We start from the raw sequence: 22,230 nt of genomic DNA, 5'->3' as shown, positions 1-22,230 counted from the left end.
ATCCGACAAAAAAGGCGCCGCCCTCAGGCAGCGCCTTTCCGAATATAGAGGTGGGATCAAGCGCCAGCAGGCGATGGATCGCCGAAAGGCCCCTTGCGACGGCGCGTTTTCGGGATCGAAGATCCCGCCGCCGGGATCACCGACGGCTTGATCGTCGTGCCGTCGTCGCGGGTGATCTCACCCTTTTCGAGTAACGTCTTGATCTCGTCGCCCGAGAGCGTCTCATATTCCAGCATCGCATTGGCAAGCAGGTGAAGCTGATCCTCGTGTCCGCTCAGCACTTCCTGCGCCCGGGCATAGCCCTGCTCGACCAGCCCCCGAATTTCCTTGTCGATCAGCTTCGCCGTCTCGTCCGACATATGGACGCGCTGACTCTGCGAATAGCCGAGGAAAGTCTCGCCCTGCTGCTCCTCATATTGGAGCGGCCCAAGCTTGTCGGACATGCCCCATTGCGTAACCATGTCGCGCGCCAATTTGGTGGCATATTGGATGTCGCCCGACGCACCCGAAGACACCTTGTCATAGCCGAAGATGATCTCCTCGGCCACGCGGCCACCCATGGCGACGGCCATGTTCGCGTGCATCTTGTCGCGGTGGTAGCTGTAGCTGTCCCGCTCCGGCAGGCGCATCACCATGCCCAGCGCACGGCCGCGCGGGATGATCGTCGCCTTGTGGATCGGGTCGGACGCCGGCTCATGGACCGCGACGATGGCATGGCCCGCCTCATGATAGGCGGTCATCTTCTTTTCATCGTCGGTCATGACCATGGAGCGGCGCTCGCTGCCCATCATGACCTTGTCCTTCGCCGCCTCGAACTCGTCCATGGCGACGAGGCGCTTGCCGCGACGAGCCGCCATCAGCGCGGCTTCATTGACGAGGTTGGCGAGGTCCGCGCCGGAGAAACCCGGCGTGCCCCGCGCGATGGTCCGCGGATTGACGTCCGGCGCCAGCGGCACCTTCTTCATGTGAACAGCCAGGATCTTCTCGCGGCCCTCGATGTCGGGACGGGGCACCACGACCTGCCGGTCGAAGCGGCCCGGACGAAGCAGCGCGGGGTCCAGCACGTCGGGGCGGTTCGTCGCCGCGACGATGATGATGCCCTCATTCGCCTCAAAGCCGTCCATCTCGACCAGAAGCTGGTTCAGCGTCTGCTCGCGTTCGTCATTGCCGTTGCCCAGACCAGCGCCGCGATGGCGGCCGACCGCGTCGATTTCGTCGATGAAGACGATGCAGGGCGCATTCTTCTTTGCCTGCTCGAACATGTCGCGCACGCGGCTGGCGCCGACGCCGACGAACATCTCGACAAAGTCCGAACCCGAAATGGTGAAGAAGGGCACGCCCGCCTCACCCGCGATCGCGCGGGCCAGCAGCGTCTTGCCGGTGCCAGGCGAACCGACCAGCAGCGCGCCCTTGGGAATCTTGCCGCCCAGCCGCGCGAACTTGGTCGGGTCCTTCAGGAACTCGACGATTTCCTGAAGCTCCTCGCGCGCTTCGTCGATACCGGCGACGTCATCGAACGTCACCTTGCCGTGCTTCTCCGTCAGCAGCTTGGCCTTCGATTTGCCGAAGCCCATCGCGCCGCCCGCACCGCCGCCCTTCTGCATCTGGCGCAGCACGAAGAAGGCAATGCCCAGGATCAACAGGAATGGCAGCGACTGGTAGATGAGGATCATCCAGAAGCTCGGCTGTTCCTCCGCCTGTCCGGAATATTTTACATTATAGTCGTCCAGAAGGCCGGTAAGCCCCGGATCGTTGACCGGGACGGTGCTGAATTTCTGGCCGCTGCTCAGTGTGCCGGAAATCCGGTCGGTGGCGATGGCGACGTCCTTGACCTGGCCTTCCTGCACCTTGGCACGGAATTCGGAATAGGCGATGCCCGTGCCGGCGGTCGACGCCGTGCGGCTGTCGAACATGGAGACGAACAGCAGCAGGGCGACAATTACCCCCGCCCAAATCATCGCGCTCTTGATCCAGGGATTACCCTGCGGGTCCTTCTCGTCGTTCATTCACCACTCTCTTTCACCCGGCAAGATAGGATGCCGCAGCAAAATCGCAAGCGCGCGACCTCTCCGGTCAGCCGCCGACAAATTGCGACAAGGCGATATAGGCCAGGATCACCGCGACCCCTGCGGAAAGACCGCAGAGCATATACCCTGTATAGAGCAACATTGGCGGATGGGGCCGTTCCATCCGGTGATTGCGCTGTGCTGCCGAAAGAATGACGCTGGCCAGCAGGCCATAGGTCACCGCTGCAAATTCAAACATGAATCGAAAAATCCCACGCTCAACTGGCCTCATTAACCAGCATAGGCGTTAAGGAAAGGTCATTTTGCGCGGACAAATCGACAGATGGTTCGCCGGACGCGCCAAGCGGTGGAACCTTTCCGTAACGATCCTCTATTGCTATTGCCATCGCCGCTGCGGCGCGACGGTTAGCGTCCATCGGGATCCGCCCTTCAACACCAGGCGCCCAACACTCATTTTTCGTCCTTGGCGCGCTGCTTCGATCAGGCGATCGACGGCGTCCCCTCGGGGCGGCGAGGCGTCAGGCTGCAATCGCTTCACCATCCGCAGAAGCAATCGTCGCAGCAATTCGCGCGGCAGATCGGTGCGATCCAGCGCCAGCCCTTCTCCTTCGGCCGACAGGTGACGCGCAGCGAGATCATCCACCATCCATTCCAATGCTTCCTCGGCCTCCGCCAGAGCCGCAGCACTGCGGCCCGCCGCCTCGGCATCTATCCATTCGACCCCCGCCAGCTCCGCTCGCAAGGCCGCCCGGTCAAAGCGCGGATCGCTGTTCGACGGATCATCGACATAAGGCAGCCCGCGCACACGCGCATAGGCCAACAATGCCGCCTTGCGCATCCCCAGCAGCGGTCGCAGAACCACACCCTGCCGCGCCCGCACGCCCGCCAGCCCGCTGACGCCGGATCCCCGGTTGAGGCGCATCAGCAGTGTTTCGAGTTGGTCATCGGCGTGATGCGCGGTCAGCAGCCAGTCCAGGCCTCGTGCCACCCGCCAGCCCTCCAGCAGCGCATAACGCTGTGCCCGCGCCCAGCCCTGCACATTGCCCCGAACCGCGCCGTCAGGATGCAGCGTGGTATGGACGATCCCCGCCCGCGCGCACCAGTCCGCCACCATCGCGGCCTCGGCGGCGGATGCTTCGCGCAAACCGTGATCGACCGTCGCGGCCTCGACCCGCCCGGCAAAGGCCCTTCCCGCCATGTCGAGCAGCGCCATGCTGTCCGGACCGCCCGACACCGCCACGCCGAAGCGGGCGGCGCCGTCTTCCCCGATCAGCGAAGCAATCGCCCGGATCAGCTCGTCGACGGGATCGCCCTCACTCATCCGCGCTTCAGGCGGTACACTTGGCCCTGGTCCGGCCCTTGTCCATCATGCCGCGCAGACCGGTCGACAGGGTCGCACCATAGACCTGCTCCAGTTCCGCATAGACCTTGCATGCGTCAGCCGGTTTCTTGAGCTGGATCAGCGCTTCGCCCAGATAGGCCAGGCTGTCGGGCGCGCGGTCGCCCTTGGGACGCTTTTGATAATTTTCATAGAAGGCGACCGACGCGAGCGCCGGCTTGCCATCGTCCAGATAAGCGCGGCCCAGCAGGTTCGCCGCCTTGCTGGCGATCGGGCTGCTGCCATATTTGTCGACCGTCGCCTTCAGCTGCGCCTGCGCCTCCGGATAGAATTTCGCGTCCCATAGGCGGAAACCGTAGCTATAGGCATCGTCCGCCTCATTGCCGCTGGAAGGCCGCTCGATCGCGGCAACAGCGGTCTTGCGCTCCTCGCTTGCGCCGCTGGGGGCGGGGCGAGGCGCGGGGTGGCTGGATGCCGCAGCAGGCGCAACAGAAGCCGAGGGTGCGGAGACCGGGGGTACGACAACGGGCGCGGCGCGGCTTTCCTGCTCCGCCTTGTAGCGGTTGAACGCCTCCTCCAACTGCTTCAGCTTGAAACTGTTTTCCTCGACCTGACCGGTGACAGAGGCAAGTTGCGATTCCAGCGCGCTCACCCGCGCCGTCAGGTCGGCCACCGGCGTTGAGGAAGGCGATCCGGGCATGATGGCGGGCGTCGCCGGGCGGGTGATTTCCGCCTCCAGCGGCGCGCCGGCGGGAAACACCTTGCGCTGCACGGCGCGCATTTCCTTCTCCAGCCGGTCAACCCGCACATCGACGCTGACATTCTGGGCCGCGACGGGCGCGGCCAGCACCAGTACAGAGGTCGCGAAAAAGGCGTTACGCATGATGATCCCCGACTTGAACTTCTTCAATGCAATACGGCGCATCCCGGCCGCTCTCCATCCGTAACCATAAGGCGTTATCCCGCCCGGTAAAGCGAGACTTTGCCTAAAGCCGTTGGCGTAAAGTCGACGCCTTAATCCTCAGGAGCGGTCTGGGCGGGAGCAGTCTCGGCTGGAGCCATGCCGGGCGATGCCGATGCGGCTGGCGCCGCCGGAGCCGTGGGCGACACAGCGGGAACCGCATGCCCGGCGCCCGTCCGGGTGGAAGGCGCCGGTGCCAGTGCCGGCGTCGTCGCCCCGCCAGTCGGCGCCGCACGCGCGAGCAGCGCCTCGGCATTGACCGGCACGTCGGCAATGGTCCGGTCCGGCGGCCCCAGCGGCGCGATCTGCTTCCCTCCGACCGTCACGGTGAGCGCCTGCGGCCGGCCGGTCAATATCATCGGATTGCGCGCATTGGCCGGCAGCGTGAAGGTCTCGCCCTTCTTCATAAGGCCGTCCTTCAGCCGCTCGCCAGCCTCGTCATAGATGCGCAGCCACACATCGTCATTGGCAGTGAACAGCACGGTCTGCGACACCGGCGCAGCCTGGGGCGCGCCAGCGGCAGGATGGGCGGCGGTCGGTGCCGGCGCCTGCTGCGCCGCGATTTCCTCGCCCGTCGGCGGGGTCATGACCTGCATGCGCCACACCGCAAAGCCCGCCATCAGAATCACGACGATGGCGGCGGCCGTCCAAGCCAGCGCGCGGGACGGAACACGCGCCGGATCAGCCGGCTCGAACGCTTCGTAACGGACGCTGCCCATATCCGAATTATGCACGGCGCTGCGCACGTCGGCGGCAATCGCGACCTCATCCACGTCGATGGCGCGGGCATAGGCGCGGGCGAAGCCGACCGCATAGGGTATGCCGGGCAAGGCGGCATAATCGTCCCGCTCGATCGCCTCCAGTTGCCGTTGCGCTATGCGGGTGCGGGTGGCGACGTCCTGGATCGACAGCCCTTGCGCCTCTCGCGCCGCACGCAGTCGCGCCCCCGGGGTGCCTAGCCGTTCCGGCGTCGCGACGCCGGCTTCCTGTTCAGCTTCTTCTGACATGCTGCTCCGCGATCCTTGAAGGCCGGCCTTGTCTCATTGCGGGACGGGGATTGTCAACGCCGCACCGGCCCGATGTGTCGCCACAATCCTCTCAATTCAATTCAATAGCATGTTCCCCGGCCCAGTCGACCAGCGCCGAGCGAACATCCGTCACACCCTCGTCGAGCAACTTGCGCATCACCGTCCGCAGCTTCGCCGCGTCGAGGGAGCGGATCATCGCCTTGACGGGACCGACCGAGGCCGGCGTGATCGACAGGCGCCGCACGCCCAGCCCGACCAGCGCCATCGCCTCCAGCGTGCGCCCACCCATTTCACCACAGACGCCTACCGGCACCTCTTGCGCCTCGCAGGCACGAACCACCCTGTCGAGAAACCGCAAGATCGCTATGCTGAGCCAGTCATAGCGTTCCGCCAGGCGCGGATGCGCACGGTCGGCGGCAAAGAGGAACTGGGTGAGGTCGTTCGTGCCGATGGAGAGGAAGTCGACCCGGGGCAGGAGCAGGTCCAGCACCTCTGCCAGCGCGGGCACCTCCAGCATGGCGCCATAGCGCACCGATACCGGCAGCTTCTTCTTCTGGGCCATCAGCCATTCGCGCTGATGCTCGACCAGCGCGCGAGCCTGCTCATATTCCCAGGGTTCCGACACCATCGGGAACATGACGTGCAATGTCTTGCCTGCCGCCGCCTCCAGCAACGCGCGGGCCTGCGCCTTCATCAGCCCGTCCCGGTCCAGCGCCAGCCGCAGCGCGCGCCAGCCCATGGCCGGATTGTCCTCCAGTTCCTCCTCGCCGTCCCGCGCCATGTAGGGCAGCGCCTTGTCGCCGCCGATGTCGACAGTGCGAAAGATAACCGGACGATCCCCCGCCGCGTCCAGCACGTCGCGATAAAGGCGCTGCTGCTTTTCGCGCTGGGGCAAGGTCGCGGAAACCAGGAACTGGAATTCCGTGCGGAAAAGGCCGATGCCGTCCGCGCCGACAATGTCCAGCGCCTGCGCATCCTCCCGCAACCCGGCATTGACCATCAACTCGATCCGCTGTCCGTCCGCCGTGACCGACGGCAGGTCGCGCATCGCGGCAAATTCCGCCCGCCGCTTCTGCGTCACGTGCAACTTGTTCTCGAACGCCTCCTCCATGTCGGGCGTCGGCCGGATCAGCAAGTTGTTGTCCGCGACGTCCATCAGGATCAGGTCACCCTCATTGACCTGATGGCGGATGTCACGCACGCGGCCCAGCACCGGCACGCCCATGGCGCGCGCGACGATGGTGACATGGGCGGTGAGCGATCCTTCCTCCAGGATGACGCCCTTCAGCCGCCGCCGGTCATATTCCAGCAGTTCCGCCGGCCCCAGGTTGCGCGCGATGAGGATGGCATCCTGCCTGAGGCCCAGCTGCGCCGCAGTCCCCAATTGCCCCGAAACGATGCGCAGCAACCGGTTCGCCATGTCCTCCAGATCGTGCATCCGGTCCTGCAACAGCGGATCGTCGATCTGGCGCATGCGCATGCGCGTGCGTTGCTGCACTCTCTCGATCGCGGCTTCGGCGGTCAGGCCGCTGTCGATCGCTTCGTTGATCCGCCTGATCCACCCCTCGTCATAGGCGAACATCTTGTAGGTTTCGAGCACCTCCTGATGCTCGCCCTCCGTACCGAACTCGGCCGTGCCGGTCATCCGGTCGATCTGCTCGCGCATTTTGGTGAAGGCGGAAATGACGCGCTGCCGCTCCGCCTCCGTATCTTCGGCGACGGTATGTTCGATATGCACGCGCGGCTGATGAAACACCGCATGGCCGCGCGCCATGCCCATCACCAGCTGCAACCCGTGCAGCACGGACGGACCCGTGTCCTGAACCCTGCTGTCCAGTGGCCCGTCATCGGCCAGTTCCGCATTGGCGATCAGCTCCGACAGCACCATGGCCACCGTCTGCAGCGCCTCTATCTCGATTTCCTCATAGCGGCGCGGCTCGACATGCTGGACGCAAAGCACGCCGATGGCGCGCTCCCGCCGCACGATCGGCACGCCGGCGAAACTGTGGAACAGTTCCTCCCCCGTTTCCGGCCGATAGCTGTAATCGGGGTGCGAGGCCGCCTCGTCCAGGTTCAGCGTCTCGACATTGGTGGCGATCATGCCGACCAGCCCCTCGCCCATCGCCATGCGGGTGACGTGGACGGCCTCCTGCTTGAGACCCCGGGTCGCGAACAGCTCCAGCAGCCCCTCGCGCACCAGATAGATGGAGCAGACCTCGCTCGACAGCGATTCCCCGATGATCTCCACCACCTTGTTCAGCTTCGCCTGCGCACTGGTGCGCGCGGCCATGACTTCCTGCAGGCGGACGAGGATCTGGCGGGCGGCGGCGGCGGGCGTGCTGAGCATATACCAAGCGCTAACAGATCGTACGTCCGCTTTCCAAGGCGAATATGCGCGGTTCCATCCAATTTCCTTCCCCGCCCATGGCGGAAAGAGGAAGCGAATTCGTTTACGGTCGTAAAATCTTGGTTGGTCAGCGAGTCAGGGAGACGAGCATATGGCAGAAATCGACACGAAGGCGTTCGAACAGGATCTGATCGACCGCGGCTATTCCCGCCGCCAGATGGGCAAGGTCGCCGCCCTGCTGAGTGCAGGCGCGGCAGCCCTGCGCGTCACCGGTGCCATGGCGCAACAGGCCGCAAAGCCGGTCGAGGGTGCCGTGCGCATCGGCGCCAATGAATGCTGGACCGGCCCCTTCCCTGTCGCCGCCGAAGCCGCGTTCAAGCTGGTACGGGAAGGCAATCGATACGAACCGGATGATGAGCATGCCAAGCTGTTCGCTGCGGTCGCCACCGTGGAGGGCATCCCCGCAGAGCATATCACCGCCTGGCCGGGCTCCAGCGATCCGTTGAGCCGCGTCGCCGTCGCCTATGCCTCCCCCACCCGCGGCATCGTCACCGGCAACCCTGCCTATGAAGCCATCTGGCGCACTGGCGACTGGCTGGGCGCAAAGGTGACGAAGGTGCCGCTTACCAAGGACTATGCCCATGACGTGAAGGCGATGCTGGCCGCCGATCCCAATGCGGGCGTCTATTATATCTGTTCGCCCAATAATCCCACGGGCACGATGACACCCTTGGCGGACATCCAGTGGCTGGCCGACAACAAGCCCAAGGACGCGATCCTCGTCGTCGACGAGGCCTATATCCACTGGTTCGACGGTCCCAATGCCGCCAAACTGGCCGCAACCCGCGACGATGTGCTGATCCTGCGGACCTTTTCCAAGCTGTTCGGCATGGCGGGCATGCGCCTGGGACTGACCTTCGCCAGCCCGGCGATCATGCAAAAGATGATGCGCTATGACGGCGGGCAGGTGACAGCGATGCTGCCGATGACGGCCGTCGCCTGCGGCACGGTGTCGGTGGCGCAGGCCGACCTTATCAAGGCCCGCCGCGCCGAAATGGTCGCCAACCGGGAAATGGCCATCGCGCATCTGAAAAAGAAGGGGATCAAGGTCATTCCGGGCAGCCAGGCCAACATGTTCATGGTCGACTGGGGCAAGCCGGCGAAGGAAATGCAGGCCGCGATCCTTGCGCAAAAGGTGCAGATCGGGCGCAACTGGCCGATCTGGCCAAACGTGTCGCGCGTCTCGGTCGGCTCGACCGAGGAGATGAAGGCCTTTTGCGACGCCGTCGACAAGGTCTGGAAAGCCTGATCAAGCACAGCGGCTCATTATTTCCCCGAAAACGGAGGCGGCGCATTGCGGAAATGCGCCGCCTCCTTCGTTTCCCCCGGTTGAATATACGCAGTCGTGCAAAACTAGGGGACAGACATGACCATGATGTTGGAAAAGGACGCCCGCGAAGACCTGCTCGAACGGGGCTATTCCCGTCGCACCATTGGCAAGATTTCCGCTTTGATGGCTGCCGGCGCGGCTGCCGGCAACATGTTGGTCCAGCCCGCCTTCGCGCAGCAGCAGGCCGCGCGCGGAGTGAAGGGCGCGGTGCGCATCGGCGCCAACGAATGCTGGACCGGCCCGTTCGAACCGGGGGTGCAGGCCGCCGCCAGGGCCGCGGCCGTCGGCAACTGGTACGATCCGGATAACTACAAGGGCGACCTGATCGCTACCGTCGCCAAGGTGGAAGGCATTCCGGAATCACACATCATGCTGTGGCCCGGCTCCGGTGGCCCGCTGGTCAGCACGGTAGCGGCTTTCTGCTCTCCCACCAGGGGCCTTGTCACCGCCGATCCGACCTTCGAATCCGCCTGGCGCACGGCCGATTACCTGAAGGCCCCCATTGCCAAGGCGCCCCAGGCCGTCGGCAAGGGCCATGACGTGAAGGCGATGCTGGCCGCCAATCCCAATGCCGGGCTCTATTATATCTGCTCGCCCAACAACCCGACCGGCACCGTGACCCCGCTGGCCGACATCGAATGGCTGCTCGCCAACAAGCCCAAGGATTCGATCCTGCTGGTCGACGAAGCCTATATCCACTTCTCCGAAGCGCCCAGCGCGGTGAAGCTGGTGGCGGGCCGCAAGGACCTGATCGTCATGCGGACCTTTTCCAAGCTGTTCGGCATGGCGGGCGTGCGCCTGGGACTGACCTTCGCGGACCCGGAAATCCAGAAACGCATCAGCCTCTTCGGCCCCACGGCCGGCGGCCTGTCGATCACCGCCATGGCCTGCGGCAATGCAGTCTACCCCGAAGCTGGCCTCATCAAGGCGCGGCGTCAGGAAATGATCGCGAACCGGGAGGAAACCATCGCCTGGCTCACCAGCAACGGCATAGAGGTGCAGCCTGGCAGCCAGGCCAACATGTTCATGGTGGACTGGAAGACCAAGCCGGCCAAGGACATGCAGGCCGCACTGATCGCCACACCGGAAAAGGTCCAGATCGGGCGCAACTGGGCGATCTGGCCCACCGTCTCACGCGTCACCGTCGGTTCGACAGACGACATGGCGAAGTTCCGCGCAGCAGTGGGCAAGGTTTACAAGGCCTGACCCTTAAAAAGCCGAAGAAGGGCGCCCGGTGCGGTCCGGGCGCCCTTTTCTGTGCATCGACAGGTTGGCTGCGCATTTCGACCAAAACTCGCCGCCCGCTCGGCTTGAATTGCAACGCTAAAGCGGACATAAATTGCCCATGCTGAAAGTGCACAGCTTGATAGGCCGTTTTCCAAAAGTGGCCTTTATTGGTGGACTCCTTTTGTTCGTTGGTAGCTGCGTCGCCGCTTTCTATTCTATCTTGGCGGTAGGGGTGAGCGACGGTCCGGGCCTGATCACGGCACGCCTGATGCTCGGAGGCTGCATAGTTTTTCTCAGCAGTGCTCTGTATCTATTGTGGCGATCGACTACGACGCTGCTTCACCGCATTTAGCGCATGGCTGAGATCGACCATTTGTGGACGCTCAATGCCCATCGACGTGATCTCCGTTGCAGACATTGGCGGGATCGCGGATAATTGGAATATGACAGATCCAACCTCCTCGCCGCCGTCGCGGAATTGGTTCAGATTAAGCTGGTTGATTTATCTGGCCCTGCTAATTCCGGCCTCGCTTCTAGCTTATATAGGCTTCCTATGGGTCGATGCTTCTGCGCGAGGTTGGCAGACCCAAATCGCTGCCGCCGCATTGATCGCCGCATGGTTCCCCGTGGCACTGGGAGCATTTCACACACGACCCAGTTCCGTAGAAGTCGGGCCGAGCCGTCTATCAACAGCAGGCTATTTTTTCGCCGCCCTCTTTTTCTATGCCGTTGCTTTTTCATGGGGCGGACGGATGCTGATATAGTCGGCTAACGACCATTGTCGGTCGCTAAACAGGGCAATAAGCCTTCTCAATAGCGGACTATTGGAGACAAGCACGAACATCGCTTGTTCGAGAATATACTACCCCTCCCCCATCAGCGGCAATTTCGATGCGCCCAGCATATTCACCGGGATGCCTTACCCGATCTCTGTTCTTTCCGGGGGTGGGCAGCAACGGCCAAAAATAGCCGTCGCCTCGCGTAGGAGAGAATTCATAGCGCCCGGTCGGTTCACGTGTCAGCAGCAATGCAGGTCGCACATTTAACTGATAGCTCGTCTTGGAAGGTTCGGCGATATAGCTAAATGTGCGACGGGCAGGCTCGATAATGTAAATCGTATCCCTGCGAATATCGAGGGGTGGGGAACCGTCGGCAACATAGCATCCCCACACTAGGCGATGTTGACAAAAGAGGTTTTCATTTGGGCTGAGTTCTGATTCAAGGCTGCTTTTTTGGGGCAGCGATGTTTCGGGGCGATTTGTCGGATGAAGAGTGGGCGGTGATCGGCGGACTTCTGCCGCCCGAACGCGGCCGGTGGGCACGGCCAGCGGGTGACAATCGCCTCTTTCTCAACGGCATGCTGCATGTTTTGCGGATAGGCTGCCCTTGGCGGGACATGCATGAACGCTATGGAAAGTGGAACTCGGTCTATGTTCGGTTCCGGCGCTGGGCCGAACAAGGCGTCTTGGACGCGCTATTGCAAACGCTGGTCGATCTGGGACTGACTGACGACTGGCAGCACATGATCGACAGCACCACGGTTCGCGGCCATGTATCGGCAGCGGGCGCTAAAGGGGGACTCATAAGGAGGCTTTTGGTCGATCACGCGGCGGCTTTACGAGCAAGGTCCACGCCCGCTGTGACAATCGCGGCCGCCCTCTTGGTTTTGTCCTCACGGGTGGGGAAGTCTCGGACTACAAGGCCGTTGACGACCTGATGGCTATGCCTGCGCCCAAGCCAAAAGCGCTGCTGGCCGACAAGGGATATGACGGCGACGATCTGCGGGCAAAACTGCTCATGACCAATATCCTGCCCATCATCCCGCCCAAGGCAAACCGCCGCGATCCTGCCCCATGCGATTTCCGGCGATATCGAGACCGCAACCGCATCGAGCGCATGTTCGGGGTCATGAAAAACCAGCGACGCATCGCCACCCGCTATGACAAGACCGCGCTCTCCTTCGCCAGCTTCCTTAACCTCGCCGCCGTGCGCCTATGGCTGAAATCTTTTGTCAACATCGCCTAGCCGTTGGTCGATGGGTTCAGGACGCAGGAACATTATTCCAAGAAGAACCAATGCGGCAAATGGTATGAAGATAATCCCCCAGCCAATGACTTTGGCCTTGAGCGGAACGTTTTGGAAAAGCGATGTTGCCATAAAATCCGTATGCCAAGGCTTACAGGCATCGTCACGTAGCTACGTCAGCTATCGTCGCTTTGCACCCAAAATCCGACGGTCCGCTTCCCACCCATCTAAGCCATTCCCGCCGAAGTCTCGCACAAGGCCTTGAACTGCTCGGCCATCTGGTCCCAGCCGGGGTGGAAGCCCATCTGCTCGTGCTTCGTCATCGTCTCGGCATCCCAATGACGCGCAGTGGCGGTGAAGCGTGTGCCCTCGCCCTCGTCGGCGAAGCTCCAGATCGCCGTCATGAAGGGCGTCTGCGGTATCCAGCCGGATGCATAGGCGTCGGTCGTCACCACCTTCTCCTGCAGCACCACCTCCAGCACGATGCCCTCCATCGGCCCGGTATCCTCGCCATTGGGACCGAACATGCGCACCGCGCTCCGCCCGCCAGGCCGCAGATCCTCCTCAATCACTTCGGCACGCCAGGGTTTCGGGCAGAACCATTGGTCCTTGAGGTCCGTCCATACCTTCCATGCAATTTCACGCGGGGCGGCGACATGGCAGGTCACGGACAATTCGAACTCCGCCGCGCTCATGCCGATTTCCCTTCGAAAGCCGCCTTCATCCGGCCGGTATCCAGTTTCTGCATGGTCATCATCTCCGCCATCATTCGCTGGATGCCCGGTCCGTCGCCGGTTTTGTAAAGGTCCATGATCTCCTGCGTCACCAACTGCCAGGACAGGCCATATTTGTCCTTCAGCCAGCCGCATGGTCCGGGCGAACCGCCGTCGGCGGTCAAGGCTTCGAAGTAGCGGTCGATCTCCGCCTGGTCCTTGCAGGCGACGGATAGCGACACCGCCTCGGTGAAGCCGAATTCCGGCCCACCGTTCAGCGCCTGGTAGCTGTCGCCGAACAGGGTGAATTCGACCAGCAGGACGTCCCCGCCCTTGAACGGACTGGGGCTGGGATTATCGTCGGGATAGCGGCTGATGAAATCGACCGTTCCCCCGAACAGCGACACATAAAAGCGCGCAGCCTCCTCTGCCTGCCCGTTATACCACAGGCAGGGTGAAATCTTCGACATGGTTCCTCTCCCTTATGCCGCGCCGGAGCGCATGCCCACCAGCGCGAACATCGCGCCCTGGGGATCGGCGGCCTGGATGATCCAGGCGCCGCCCGGCACCTCCATCGGTCCGTTCAGCACGGTCCCGCCGCCAGCCTTCACCTTCTCGAGCGCCATATCGATGTCGGGCACGGCGAAGTAGAACAGCCATAGCGGCACCGGCACTTGCGGGGGACGCGGCATGATGCCGCCGGTCATGCCCTGAAAATCAGCGCTGCCGGACTGAGAGACGAGCTGATAGCTGCCCATCTCCCCCATATCCATGGCATCGCCCTTCGCCCAGCCGAACTGCCCCGTGTAGAAGGCCAGATCGGCAGCGAAATCGCCGCTGTAGAGCTCATGCCAACCGACATGGCCGTTCGCCATCATCGGTGCCGGCTTCATCCCGTCCGGGCTGGAACCCCTGAGCAGCATGAACACCGCGCCGCCCGGATCGCTCATCACCGCAAAGCGCCCCACGCCCGGAATGTCCTCCGGCGGACGCTGCACGCTGCCGCCGGCCTCGGCCAGCCGCCTTGCGTCCGCGTCCACATCGGCCGAACCGATATAACCGCCCCACCAGGGCGACATGCCACAATCCTTCGCCTCCGCCGGAATGGACATGATCCCGCCCATCGGCCCCGCGCTGCCCGACAGGACATGATAGGGATCGTCGGTCCGTTCCCCGCCAAAGGGCTGCGCGGTCCAGCCTACGACATCGCCATAGAAGGCGATCGCCGCCTGCGGATCGCTGGTCATCAATTCATACCAGAAGAATTTGCCGTTCAGATCAGTCATCGCAGCCTCCATCAAGCCTTGGCGTCGATCAGCACTTCGAACCCGCCATAGATCAGCCGCGCGCCGACGAAAGGCATGTCTTCCCCTTCCTTCGGCTGCATTCGCGGATCCTTCATGACCTTCTCCGCACCCGTGTCGCGCGTTTCCTTGTCGGGCCATTCGATCCAGGAAAAGACGACCTCCTCACCCTCCTCGGCGATGACGGCGGTGCGGAAGTCGTTGACCTTGCCGGGCTTGATGTCGCTCGCCCAACATTCCACGACCCTCAGCGCGCCATGTTCGATGAAGATCGGCGCGGCATAAGCCGCAACCTCCCTGTACTTTTCCTTGTTACCCCTCGGTACGGGGATCACGAAACCATCCATGTAGCTCATTGTCTCTCTCCTCAGGACAAGGCAGAGTTCAGGCGGCGGCTTCCTTGTTCATCGCCAGCGCCGCTTCCACATCCATCCAGGTCACTTCCCAGATATGACCGTCCAGGTCGGCAAAGCTGCGGCCATACATGAAGCCATGATCCTGCCGGGGATTGGGCTCCGTCCCGCCTGCGGCCAGCGCCTTGTCGGTTGTCCCGTCGACGTCCGCCCGGCTCGCCTCGCTGAGCGCAAGCAGCACCTGCGCCGTCTCATGGGCATTGGGAATGCTGCGCGGCGTAAAGCCGGAGAAACGCTCATGCGTCAGCAGCATGACGTGGATATTTTCGGAAAAGCTCATCATCTGCGCGCTGTCGTCGGCAAAATCATTGTTCCGGACCGCGCCGACCGCTTCGTAAAATGCGATTGAGGCAGCCAGGTCCTTTACCGGCAGGTTGACGAAAATCATCTTTGGAGCGGGGGTGTTAGGCATCACACTTCTCCTTGGGGATCATTTTGCCTGATGGCCGCGCCGACTCATCGGCTTGAACTTTATGAACTTCTATATTATATTTAACAACTATCAAGTTATAAAAAATAACCAATGGATTGCACTGTGAAGAAACGGGCTTATCAAGACGGGTGTGCGACAGCCCATGCACTGGATCTGATCGGTGATCGCTGGGCCATGCTGATCATGCGGGAATTGATACTTGGCCCCAAGCGCTTCACTGATTTGCGCGGCAGCCTGCCCGGAATCAGCGCCAACGTGCTGACGCAAAGGCTCGAAGAACTGGAAGCCGCCAGCATTCTTGTTCGCCGGCGCCTGCCGCCGCCGGCAGCCAGCCAGATCTATGAGCTGACGGAATGGGGTCGCGAGTCGGAGATATTGTTCCAGGTGCTTGGCCGCTGGGCGTGCCGATCCCCCACGATGCAGCCGGGCATGCCGATGAGCAATGCATCGGTGATCCTGTCGATGCGCACAATGATCGACCGCAGCCGCATTGGGGACATGAACGCCACGATCGGCCTGCGTCTGGGGGACGAAGAGTTCCGCCTGGTCATCAAAGGGGGTGATTTCACCGCCGGCCGGGGCGAAGCAGCCGGCGCCGACGTCATCTTTTCGGGCGACCCGAATGCGTTGGCCGGCCTGATCTATGGTGGCCTGGCGTTTGAGGATGTCGCCGCTGCGCTTCAGGTGGACGGGAACAGGGCCCTGGCAGAACGCTTTGTCCGTCTCTTCCCCCTGCCACCCAAAGCGCCCGCAACGGCAACGCCCTCTTCGGGATGAGCCAAGGCAGGCAGACTTGCCTCCCCCTCGCATGAGGGGGAGGACTTGACCTCTTTCCTCAGTGCGCGCCGTTCAGCATCGCGAACACCTGGCCGAACGCGCCGCGCTGCTCCGCCTCGCGCAGCATCTTCACGCCCTCCACGCAGATCTCCTCCAACGCCGGCTCCTGCCCCAGCAATGCCATGACCTCCGCAATGAATTGGTCGAGCGGCATCATCTGCGGATTTTCGGCATGGCCCGGCATCAGGTCGGTCTGCACGCCCGGCGGTACCAGTTCGATCAGTTCGACACTCGTGCCCTTGAGCTGTTCGCGCATCGACTGCGACCAGCTATGCATCGCCGCCTTGGTCGCGCAATAGGTCGGCGTCGCGGCCAGCGGGACGAAGGCAAGGCCCGACGTCACCGTCATCAGCGTCGCGGCCTTCTGCGCCAGCAGGTGCGGCAGCAGCGCATGGGTCAGCCGGATCGGCCCCAGCAGGTTGGTCGCCACCGTCGCCTCCGCTATGGCAAGGTCGACCTGCTCCTCTGCCACCATGATTCCGGCATTATGGATCACGACGTTGAGTGCCGGAAATTCCGTGACCAGCTTCGCCGCAAAGGTCGCAATTGCTGCGGGATCCTCCATGTCGATGGTCAGTGAGGCCATGCCGGGATGGTTCGACACCACGGCGTCCAGCGCCGCCTGCCGCCGTCCCGCGATGATGACCTGATTGCCCGCGGCATGGAATTCGTGCGCCAGCGCCGCGCCAATGCCCGAACCGCCGCCGGTGATCAGGACAGTGTTTCCGCTTTTCTGCATAGGTCGTTCCCCTTTCGAAGGATGATGTGATGGGCCATCTAGAGCATCGTGCGGAAATGTAGGAACCGCTTTTCCGATTGAAACAATGCAATGGTAATAAGCTGGAGCGTGACCTCCGCCTGGCCTTACGCCGCGCTCCCCAAAGGCAGTTTCGATCGGGATGAAACAGATCGGCGCTCGGCATCCGTGCCTCCCCTGTTTCCTGGCAAGGGATCGGCCCCGGTCACCTGGAAGCCGTTCTATTGCATGGGGATGTAGGTTTCCCGCATCGGCGTCAGCGGAAATGTCGGCACCTCCACCCGCACCGGGGCGCCGGGCACCCTGGCCGATGGCGGGATCGAGGATTGGGCCACGAAGCCGGCCGTGACCTCCTTGGGCGGGGTGGGCGGCGGCGGCAGCGGCGTGGGCGATACGACCACGCTCACCGTCCCGCCAAAGCGCGACTGCCATTCGGCCAGCCGCCGCAGATAATCGGCATAGGCGGCGTAAAATTCCTGGAACGGCTTTTCCAACTGGGTGAGCGCTTCGGGGGCATAGGCGAGAAGCTGGTTGGACGGCATCGCCAGTATCTTCGCACCCACCTCTATCGCGACGGGGCAGAAGCTCTTCGTCACCGGCGGCAGGGCGAAGAAATTGTAGACCACCGTATTGAGCAGCTCGCGCGCCCTAAGGCCGCCCGTGCCGTAAGCGGCAAGATAATTGCGGTCGACCGCGGCATTCGCCTCTCTCAACACCCGCTCATGCACATGCAAAATCTGGTTATACTGGATGCGCGCCGGTTCGTTGACGCCATAGCAGGAAAGCGCCGCGACATTGAGCGCCATGCGCACATGCCAAAGAGCGGTGTTGGCCGTCACACCACGATTGGGCGTGAGATATTTTCCGTCATCCCCGACTTCGGGAATGCTCATTTCCTCTACCGCACCCATTGGCGGCAGCGGCTTTATGGTCGGCACCACCGGCGGTGGCGGCGTGGGCGGCGCTTTCTCGGGCGTGGAACATCCCGCCACCCAGGCAAGGGCGGCAAGAGAGCTTAGCTGGCAGAAACGGCGAAAAGCGGCACGGGGCGGCACCTGTCATCCCTTAGAACATGATCCGGACAGCACAACTCATCGCAAAGCCAAGCGTTCCTGACGACAGGTCAACGCTCAGTCCATCGGGCGATAGATTCGCTTCGTCCGGTTTCAGGCCCGCCGCTCGAGCGCCACCGCCGCTTCGTCCAGCAACTGGGCGATGATCTCGGCCACCGGCTCCTCCTTCGACACCATGCCGACCGACTGGCCCGCCATCAGCGAGCCGCCCTCGACATCGCCGTCGATCACCGCGCGGCGCAAGGCGCCGGCCCAATAATGTTCGATCTGGAGCTGCGCCTCCCCCATATCGACCGCGCCGCTGTCCAGCAGATTGGCGACTTCCCTCTGCTTGGCCGTGAAGGCCTCGGTCCCCGCATTTTTAAGCGCACGCACGGGAATGACCGGCAGGCGCGGGTCGATCTGCACGCTGGTGATCGCATCACGGGCGGATGCGCGAAAGAAGGCCTTCTTGAAGCTCGGATGGGCGATGCTCTCGGTCGCGCAGGCGAAGCGGGTGCCAAGCTGCACACCCGCCGCACCCATTTCCAGATAACCGGCGATCAACTCGCCCCGGCCGATGCCGCCCGCGACGAAGACCGGAAGCTGCGACGCCATTTCCGGCAGGATTTCCTGCGCCAGCACGCTGGTGGACACGGGCCCGATATGGCCACCGGCCTCCATGCCCTCAATCACCAGCGCATCAACGCCGGAACGCGCCAGCTTCTTGGCCAGCGCCAGCGCCGGGGCGAAGCAGATCAGCTTCGCGCCTTTCTCCTTGATCGCCTCAATGCTCCCCTTGGGCGGCAGCCCGCCGGCCAGCACGACATGGCCGACATGGTGCTTCGCGCAGACGTCGATCAGCTCGAAAAGCTGCGGATGCATGGTGATCAGGTTGACGCCGAACGGCCTGGAGGTCAGCGCCTTGGTCGCCGCAATCTCCTTGTCGAGCAATTCGGGTGTCATCGCCCCGCAGGCGATCACGCCGAAGCCCCCCGCATTGGAGATCGCGGCGACCAGATTGCGCTCCGACACCCAGCTCATCGCCCCGCAGAGAATCGCGACCTCGCAGCCGAGAAAATCAGCGCCGCGAGCCATCAGGGAAGCGAGTTTGGCGTTGGTCATAATAACTCCGTCATCCCCTGAAGGCGGGGATTCATCTCCCATCCCATCCCCAGACGAAAGGCCGGGAAATGGAGTCCCGCCTTTGCGGGAATGGCGACTTTAGTAAAGAGCTTAGCTCAGGCGACCGGCGCGTCGAGGCCGTAGGCCGTATGCAGCACGCGCACGGCCAGTTCGGTTTCATCCTCGTCGATCAGCACCGACACCTTGATCTCGCTGGTGGAGATGGCAAGGATGTTGATCCCGCGATCGGCCAGCGACTTGAACATGGTGGACGCCACGCCCGCATGGCTCTTCATGCCGACGCCGACGACCGACACCTTCGCCACCTTCGTATCCGGGATCACCCGATTGAAGCCGATCACGTCCTTCTGGCTCTCCAGCACGTCCAGCGCGCGGGCCAGGTCAGCGCCCGGCACGGTGAAGGTGACGTCCGTCTCGCCCTTGTCGCGGCCGACATTCTGGATGATCATGTCCACATTGATCGCGCTGTCCGCCAGCGGGCCAAAGATGTGCGCCACCGCGCCCGGACGATCCGGCACGCGGGTCAGGGTGATCTTCGCCTCATTCTTGTCATGGGCGATGCCGGTGATGAGCTGACGTTCCATCTTGTCTTCCTTGAGCTTGGCTTCCAGTTCCTCCTCGCTGACGATCAGCGTGCCGGGGAGGTCGTCCTGGTTGGGATCATCGAAGGAGGAAAGCACCTGCACGACCACGCCTTCCTTCATGGCGAGGCCGACCGAGCGGGTCTGGAGCACCTTGGCGCCGACCGAAGCCAGTTCCAGCATCTCCTCATAGGTGACGAGGTCCAGCTTGCGCGCCCGCGCGACGATGCGGGGATCGGTGGTGTAGACGCCATCGACGTCGGTATAGATGTCGCAGCGGTCGGCCTTGAGCGCGGCGGCCACGGCCACCGCCGATGTATCGGACCCGCCGCGACCGAGGGTGGAGATGCGGCCATCCTCCATCATGCCCTGGAAGCCGGGGATGACCGCCACCGTACCCGACCGCATCGACGCCAGCAGGTCGATCGTGTCGATGTCCCCGATGCGCGCCTTGGCATGAGCTTCGTTGGTGCGGATCGGAAGCTGCCAGCCGAGCCAGCTCCGCGCGTCCACGCCCATCGCCTTCAGGGTCATGGCCAGCAGGCCGCTCGTCACCTGTTCGCCCGAAGCAACGACAACGTCATATTCCGCCGGGTCGTAGAGCGGCGAGGCTTCCTTGCAGAAACCCACCAGCCGATCGGTCTCGCCCGCCATGGCGGACACGACGACGGCGACCTCATGCCCCTGTTCGACGACATGTTTGACTCGCGCGGCCACGTTGCGAATTCGCTCCATCCCCGCCATGGAGGTGCCGCCGAATTTCATCACGATGCGCGCCATTTGCCTGTCGAACCCGCCTGCTGAAAAGAAATGAAATATCCCCGAAGGGCGCAAAAACGGCGCTCCTATTAGCAGCAGCGGCGAATATGGCAAGCAAAGCGATACCATTGCCCGGACGCAGCGGGGAACCGGCAACCTGTCGTTCATTGGCTGTTCGGGGCCAGGCAACGGAGGATGCGATGGAAAGCAGCTTATGGGCGATAGTGACGATCGGCGGATCGATCCTGCCCGGCGTCGTGCTGATCTTCGTGATGCTCAGCAACCGCAGGCACCGCACACCGAAAGAAATGCGCCGCACGGAGGAGGCGACGCACGACCCTTACCGCCGCCTCGACAAGGACGACAAGGCGCGGGAATTCGGATCAGCGTCGCCAGCCAATGCGAGACAGTGCGAAAAACAGCCATAGCCTGCAATCCCCGACGCTGGTAGCAGGATGCCATGGAGAACATAGCGTCCAGCACCATCGATCCACGCGAGGCCGCCCATTTCGGCACCATGGCCGCCGACTGGTGGGATCCCAACGGCAGCAGCGCCATGCTGCACAAGCTTAATCCTGTCCGACTGCGTTATATTCGTGATGCGGTCGACCGGCATTGGCCGGAACAGGGTGATGGCTTCCACCCTCTCGCCGGCCGCCGCGCCCTGGACGTGGGTTGTGGAGCCGGGCTGCTGGCCGAACCGCTGGCGCGCCTGGGGGCAAGCCTGACTGCCCTCGATGCAGCGGAAGAGAATATCGCCGTGGCGCGCAACCATGCCGCCGGCCAGGGACTCGCCATCGACTATCGCGCTACCCCTGTGGAACGGCTGGAGGAAGGCGACTTTGACCTCATCACCTGCATGGAGGTGATCGAACATGTCGCGGACCCCGCCGCCTTCGTCGGCGCGCTGACCGACAGGCTGGCGCCCGAGGGCCTGCTGATCCTCTCGACGCCCAACCGCACGCCCCTCTCCCGCCTCGCCATGATCACCATCGGCGAAAGCATCGGCGGCATTCCCAAGGGCACGCATGACTGGCGTAAATTCCTCAATCCGGAAGAACTTGCGAGGCTGCTCGACAATGCGGGCCTGGAAGTGATCGACAGCAGTGGGCTCAGCTTCTCACCTGCCAGAGGCTTCATCCTCTCGCCCAACAAGGCGATCAACTATCTGTTGACCGCGCGCCACCGGCGCAGCTGATCCATGCCGGTCGATCCCCGCATCGACGCCTATATCGCGCGACAGGCCGACTTCGCCCGACCGATCCTCAGCCATTTGCGCGACCTCATCCACGCGGCCTCTCCCGACATTGACGAGGCAGTCAAATGGGGCATGCCTTTCTTTACCTATCGGGACCGCAATCTCTGCCACATCGCAGGGTTCAAGCGGCATGTCGCCTTCGGCTTCTGGCATGACAAGGTTGCGTCTGGCGAAGCGCGGAGCGAAGCCATGGGGCAATTCGGACGGATTGAAAGCCGGGACGATCTGCCCAACGACGCGGAAATCGCGGTTTTGCTGAAGAAGGCCGTGGCGCTGATCGACGCCGGCGACGAAGCGCGCAGGGGCGCGAAGACGCCGCGTGCTCCGCTGCCGCTGCACCCCGCCTTCGCGGCCGCTCTCGACGCCAATCCTGCCGCAGCCGCGAATTGGGCTGATTTCCCGCCTGGCAAGGTTCGCGACTATTGCGAGTGGATCAACGATGCCCGAACCGACGCAACCCGCGACAGGCGCATCGGACAAGCCGTCGAATGGATCGCGGCAGGCAAGGGCCGCAACTGGAAATATGAAAAGCGCTGAAGGGCTACGAGACCGATAGCGAAACAGGCGGAACGCAGCGGGGCTCTGAAAAAAGCGTTCCGGGGCTCGCATTCCCCCAGCCGCGCTCCCCAAGGC

At 63.1% G+C, this 22,230-nt stretch carries 22 protein-coding genes and 1 pseudogene; 8 read left to right on the top strand and 15 right to left on the bottom strand.

Going from position 1 to position 22,230, the window contains the following annotated elements; all coding sequences use genetic code 11:
• Nucleotides 1-56: 56 nt before the first annotated feature.
• From ftsH to ptsP, 6 genes are all read right to left on the bottom strand, one after another.
• The gene (gene ftsH, locus ACN9MX_RS01025; RefSeq protein ID WP_363735509.1) at nucleotides 57-2,006 is read right to left on the bottom strand and encodes an ATP-dependent zinc metalloprotease FtsH; all 1,950 of its coding nucleotides are present in this window, start codon (nucleotides 2,004-2,006) and stop codon (nucleotides 57-59) included.
• A 67-nt stretch (nucleotides 2,007-2,073) separates the two neighbouring features.
• Entirely contained in the window at nucleotides 2,074-2,265 is a 192-nt protein-coding gene (locus tag ACN9MX_RS01020; RefSeq protein ID WP_066555398.1) for a hypothetical protein, read from the bottom strand.
• Nucleotides 2,266-2,403: 138 nt separating this feature from the next.
• The gene (gene tilS, locus ACN9MX_RS01015; protein WP_363735511.1) at nucleotides 2,404-3,348 is read right to left on the bottom strand and encodes a tRNA lysidine(34) synthetase TilS; all 945 of its coding nucleotides are present in this window, start codon (nucleotides 3,346-3,348) and stop codon (nucleotides 2,404-2,406) included.
• Nucleotides 3,349-3,355: 7 nt separating this feature from the next.
• The gene (locus tag ACN9MX_RS01010; RefSeq protein ID WP_363827936.1) at nucleotides 3,356-4,249 is read right to left on the bottom strand and encodes a tetratricopeptide repeat protein; all 894 of its coding nucleotides are present in this window, start codon (nucleotides 4,247-4,249) and stop codon (nucleotides 3,356-3,358) included.
• Between the two features lie 131 nt (nucleotides 4,250-4,380).
• On the bottom strand, nucleotides 4,381-5,334 hold the full coding sequence (locus ACN9MX_RS01005; RefSeq protein ID WP_363827760.1) for a helix-turn-helix domain-containing protein: 954 nt from the start codon (nucleotides 5,332-5,334) through the stop codon (nucleotides 4,381-4,383).
• Between the two features lie 91 nt (nucleotides 5,335-5,425).
• Nucleotides 5,426-7,702 (bottom strand): phosphoenolpyruvate--protein phosphotransferase, encoded by a 2,277-nt coding sequence (ptsP, locus tag ACN9MX_RS01000; protein ID WP_363735513.1) that lies wholly within the window; start codon nucleotides 7,700-7,702, stop codon nucleotides 5,426-5,428.
• Between the two features lie 151 nt (nucleotides 7,703-7,853).
• Here ptsP and ACN9MX_RS00995 point away from each other — a divergent pair, with 151 nt between their 5' ends.
• The 4 genes and pseudogenes from ACN9MX_RS00995 (at nucleotide 7,854) to ACN9MX_RS00980 (ending at nucleotide 12,344) form a co-directional block, all read left to right on the top strand.
• Nucleotides 7,854-9,011 (top strand): pyridoxal phosphate-dependent aminotransferase, encoded by a 1,158-nt coding sequence (locus ACN9MX_RS00995; RefSeq protein ID WP_363735515.1) that lies wholly within the window; start codon nucleotides 7,854-7,856, stop codon nucleotides 9,009-9,011.
• Nucleotides 9,012-9,128: 117 nt separating this feature from the next.
• Complete coding sequence (locus ACN9MX_RS00990; RefSeq protein WP_363827757.1) at nucleotides 9,129-10,298, top strand: pyridoxal phosphate-dependent aminotransferase; 1,170 nt, start codon at nucleotides 9,129-9,131, stop codon at nucleotides 10,296-10,298.
• 407 nt (nucleotides 10,299-10,705) lie between these two features.
• Nucleotides 10,706-11,083: a hypothetical protein gene (locus ACN9MX_RS00985; protein WP_363735517.1), complete on the top strand. Its 378-nt coding sequence runs from the start codon at nucleotides 10,706-10,708 to the stop codon at nucleotides 11,081-11,083.
• Between the two features lie 479 nt (nucleotides 11,084-11,562).
• Nucleotides 11,563-12,344, top strand: a pseudogene (locus ACN9MX_RS00980) (IS5 family transposase).
• 227 nt (nucleotides 12,345-12,571) lie between these two features.
• Here ACN9MX_RS00980 and ACN9MX_RS00975 read toward each other — a convergent pair.
• The 5 genes from ACN9MX_RS00975 to ACN9MX_RS00955 are packed head-to-tail and all read right to left on the bottom strand — an operon-like array spanning nucleotide 12,572 to nucleotide 15,186.
• Nucleotides 12,572-13,039 carry an SRPBCC domain-containing protein gene (locus ACN9MX_RS00975; RefSeq protein ID WP_363828079.1) on the bottom strand — a complete coding sequence of 156 codons (468 nt, stop codon included), beginning with the start codon at nucleotides 13,037-13,039 and terminating at the stop codon, nucleotides 12,572-12,574.
• The gene (locus ACN9MX_RS00970; protein WP_363735520.1) at nucleotides 13,036-13,527 is read right to left on the bottom strand and encodes a VOC family protein; all 492 of its coding nucleotides are present in this window, start codon (nucleotides 13,525-13,527) and stop codon (nucleotides 13,036-13,038) included. Before ACN9MX_RS00970 ends, ACN9MX_RS00975 begins: the two co-directional genes overlap by 4 nt.
• Before the next feature lie 12 nt (nucleotides 13,528-13,539).
• A complete protein-coding gene (locus ACN9MX_RS00965) occupies nucleotides 13,540-14,343 on the bottom strand; it encodes a VOC family protein (RefSeq protein ID WP_363828077.1) in 804 nt (267 codons plus the stop codon).
• A gap of 11 nt (nucleotides 14,344-14,354) precedes the next feature.
• Nucleotides 14,355-14,717 carry a DUF1428 domain-containing protein gene (locus tag ACN9MX_RS00960; RefSeq protein WP_133654562.1) on the bottom strand — a complete coding sequence of 121 codons (363 nt, stop codon included), beginning with the start codon at nucleotides 14,715-14,717 and terminating at the stop codon, nucleotides 14,355-14,357.
• Nucleotides 14,718-14,745: 28 nt separating this feature from the next.
• Nucleotides 14,746-15,186, bottom strand: a complete 441-nt coding sequence (locus tag ACN9MX_RS00955) for a VOC family protein (RefSeq protein WP_363735523.1) — start codon at nucleotides 15,184-15,186, stop codon at nucleotides 14,746-14,748.
• Nucleotides 15,187-15,309: 123 nt separating this feature from the next.
• Here ACN9MX_RS00955 and ACN9MX_RS00950 point away from each other — a divergent pair, with 123 nt between their 5' ends.
• On the top strand, nucleotides 15,310-15,984 hold the full coding sequence (locus ACN9MX_RS00950) for a winged helix-turn-helix transcriptional regulator (RefSeq protein WP_363828075.1): 675 nt from the start codon (nucleotides 15,310-15,312) through the stop codon (nucleotides 15,982-15,984).
• Between the two features lie 58 nt (nucleotides 15,985-16,042).
• Here ACN9MX_RS00950 and ACN9MX_RS00945 read toward each other — a convergent pair whose 3' ends face one another.
• From ACN9MX_RS00945 to ACN9MX_RS00930, 4 genes are all read right to left on the bottom strand, one after another.
• Nucleotides 16,043-16,783 carry an SDR family oxidoreductase gene (locus tag ACN9MX_RS00945; RefSeq protein ID WP_363828072.1) on the bottom strand — a complete coding sequence of 247 codons (741 nt, stop codon included), beginning with the start codon at nucleotides 16,781-16,783 and terminating at the stop codon, nucleotides 16,043-16,045.
• A 239-nt stretch (nucleotides 16,784-17,022) separates the two neighbouring features.
• Nucleotides 17,023-17,856, bottom strand: a complete 834-nt coding sequence (locus ACN9MX_RS00940) for a hypothetical protein (RefSeq protein WP_363828069.1) — start codon at nucleotides 17,854-17,856, stop codon at nucleotides 17,023-17,025.
• A gap of 111 nt (nucleotides 17,857-17,967) precedes the next feature.
• Nucleotides 17,968-18,978 (bottom strand): NAD(P)H-dependent flavin oxidoreductase, encoded by a 1,011-nt coding sequence (locus ACN9MX_RS00935; RefSeq protein ID WP_363828066.1) that lies wholly within the window; start codon nucleotides 18,976-18,978, stop codon nucleotides 17,968-17,970.
• Between the two features lie 116 nt (nucleotides 18,979-19,094).
• On the bottom strand, nucleotides 19,095-20,360 hold the full coding sequence (locus ACN9MX_RS00930; RefSeq protein WP_363735528.1) for an aspartate kinase: 1,266 nt from the start codon (nucleotides 20,358-20,360) through the stop codon (nucleotides 19,095-19,097).
• A 179-nt stretch (nucleotides 20,361-20,539) separates the two neighbouring features.
• Here ACN9MX_RS00930 and ACN9MX_RS00925 point away from each other — a divergent pair, with 179 nt between their 5' ends.
• From ACN9MX_RS00925 to ACN9MX_RS00915, 3 genes are read left to right on the top strand one after another with little or no spacing between them, the layout of a single operon-like run.
• Nucleotides 20,540-20,767, top strand: coding sequence for a hypothetical protein (locus ACN9MX_RS00925; RefSeq protein ID WP_363828063.1), 228 nt, complete (start codon nucleotides 20,540-20,542; stop codon nucleotides 20,765-20,767).
• 32 nt (nucleotides 20,768-20,799) lie between these two features.
• The gene (gene ubiG / locus ACN9MX_RS00920) at nucleotides 20,800-21,537 is read left to right on the top strand and encodes a bifunctional 2-polyprenyl-6-hydroxyphenol methylase/3-demethylubiquinol 3-O-methyltransferase UbiG (protein WP_363828061.1); all 738 of its coding nucleotides are present in this window, start codon (nucleotides 20,800-20,802) and stop codon (nucleotides 21,535-21,537) included.
• 3 nt (nucleotides 21,538-21,540) lie between these two features.
• On the top strand, nucleotides 21,541-22,134 hold the full coding sequence (locus ACN9MX_RS00915) for a YdeI/OmpD-associated family protein (RefSeq protein WP_363828058.1): 594 nt from the start codon (nucleotides 21,541-21,543) through the stop codon (nucleotides 22,132-22,134).
• The last annotated feature ends 96 nt before the right edge of the window (nucleotides 22,135-22,230 follow it).

Origin of the sequence: Sphingobium sp. R-21, from assembly GCF_049913335.1 — a bacterium.
GTDB lineage: Bacteria > Pseudomonadota > Alphaproteobacteria > Sphingomonadales > Sphingomonadaceae > Sphingobium.
This window is presented reverse-complemented; position numbering and strand designations above follow the sequence as displayed.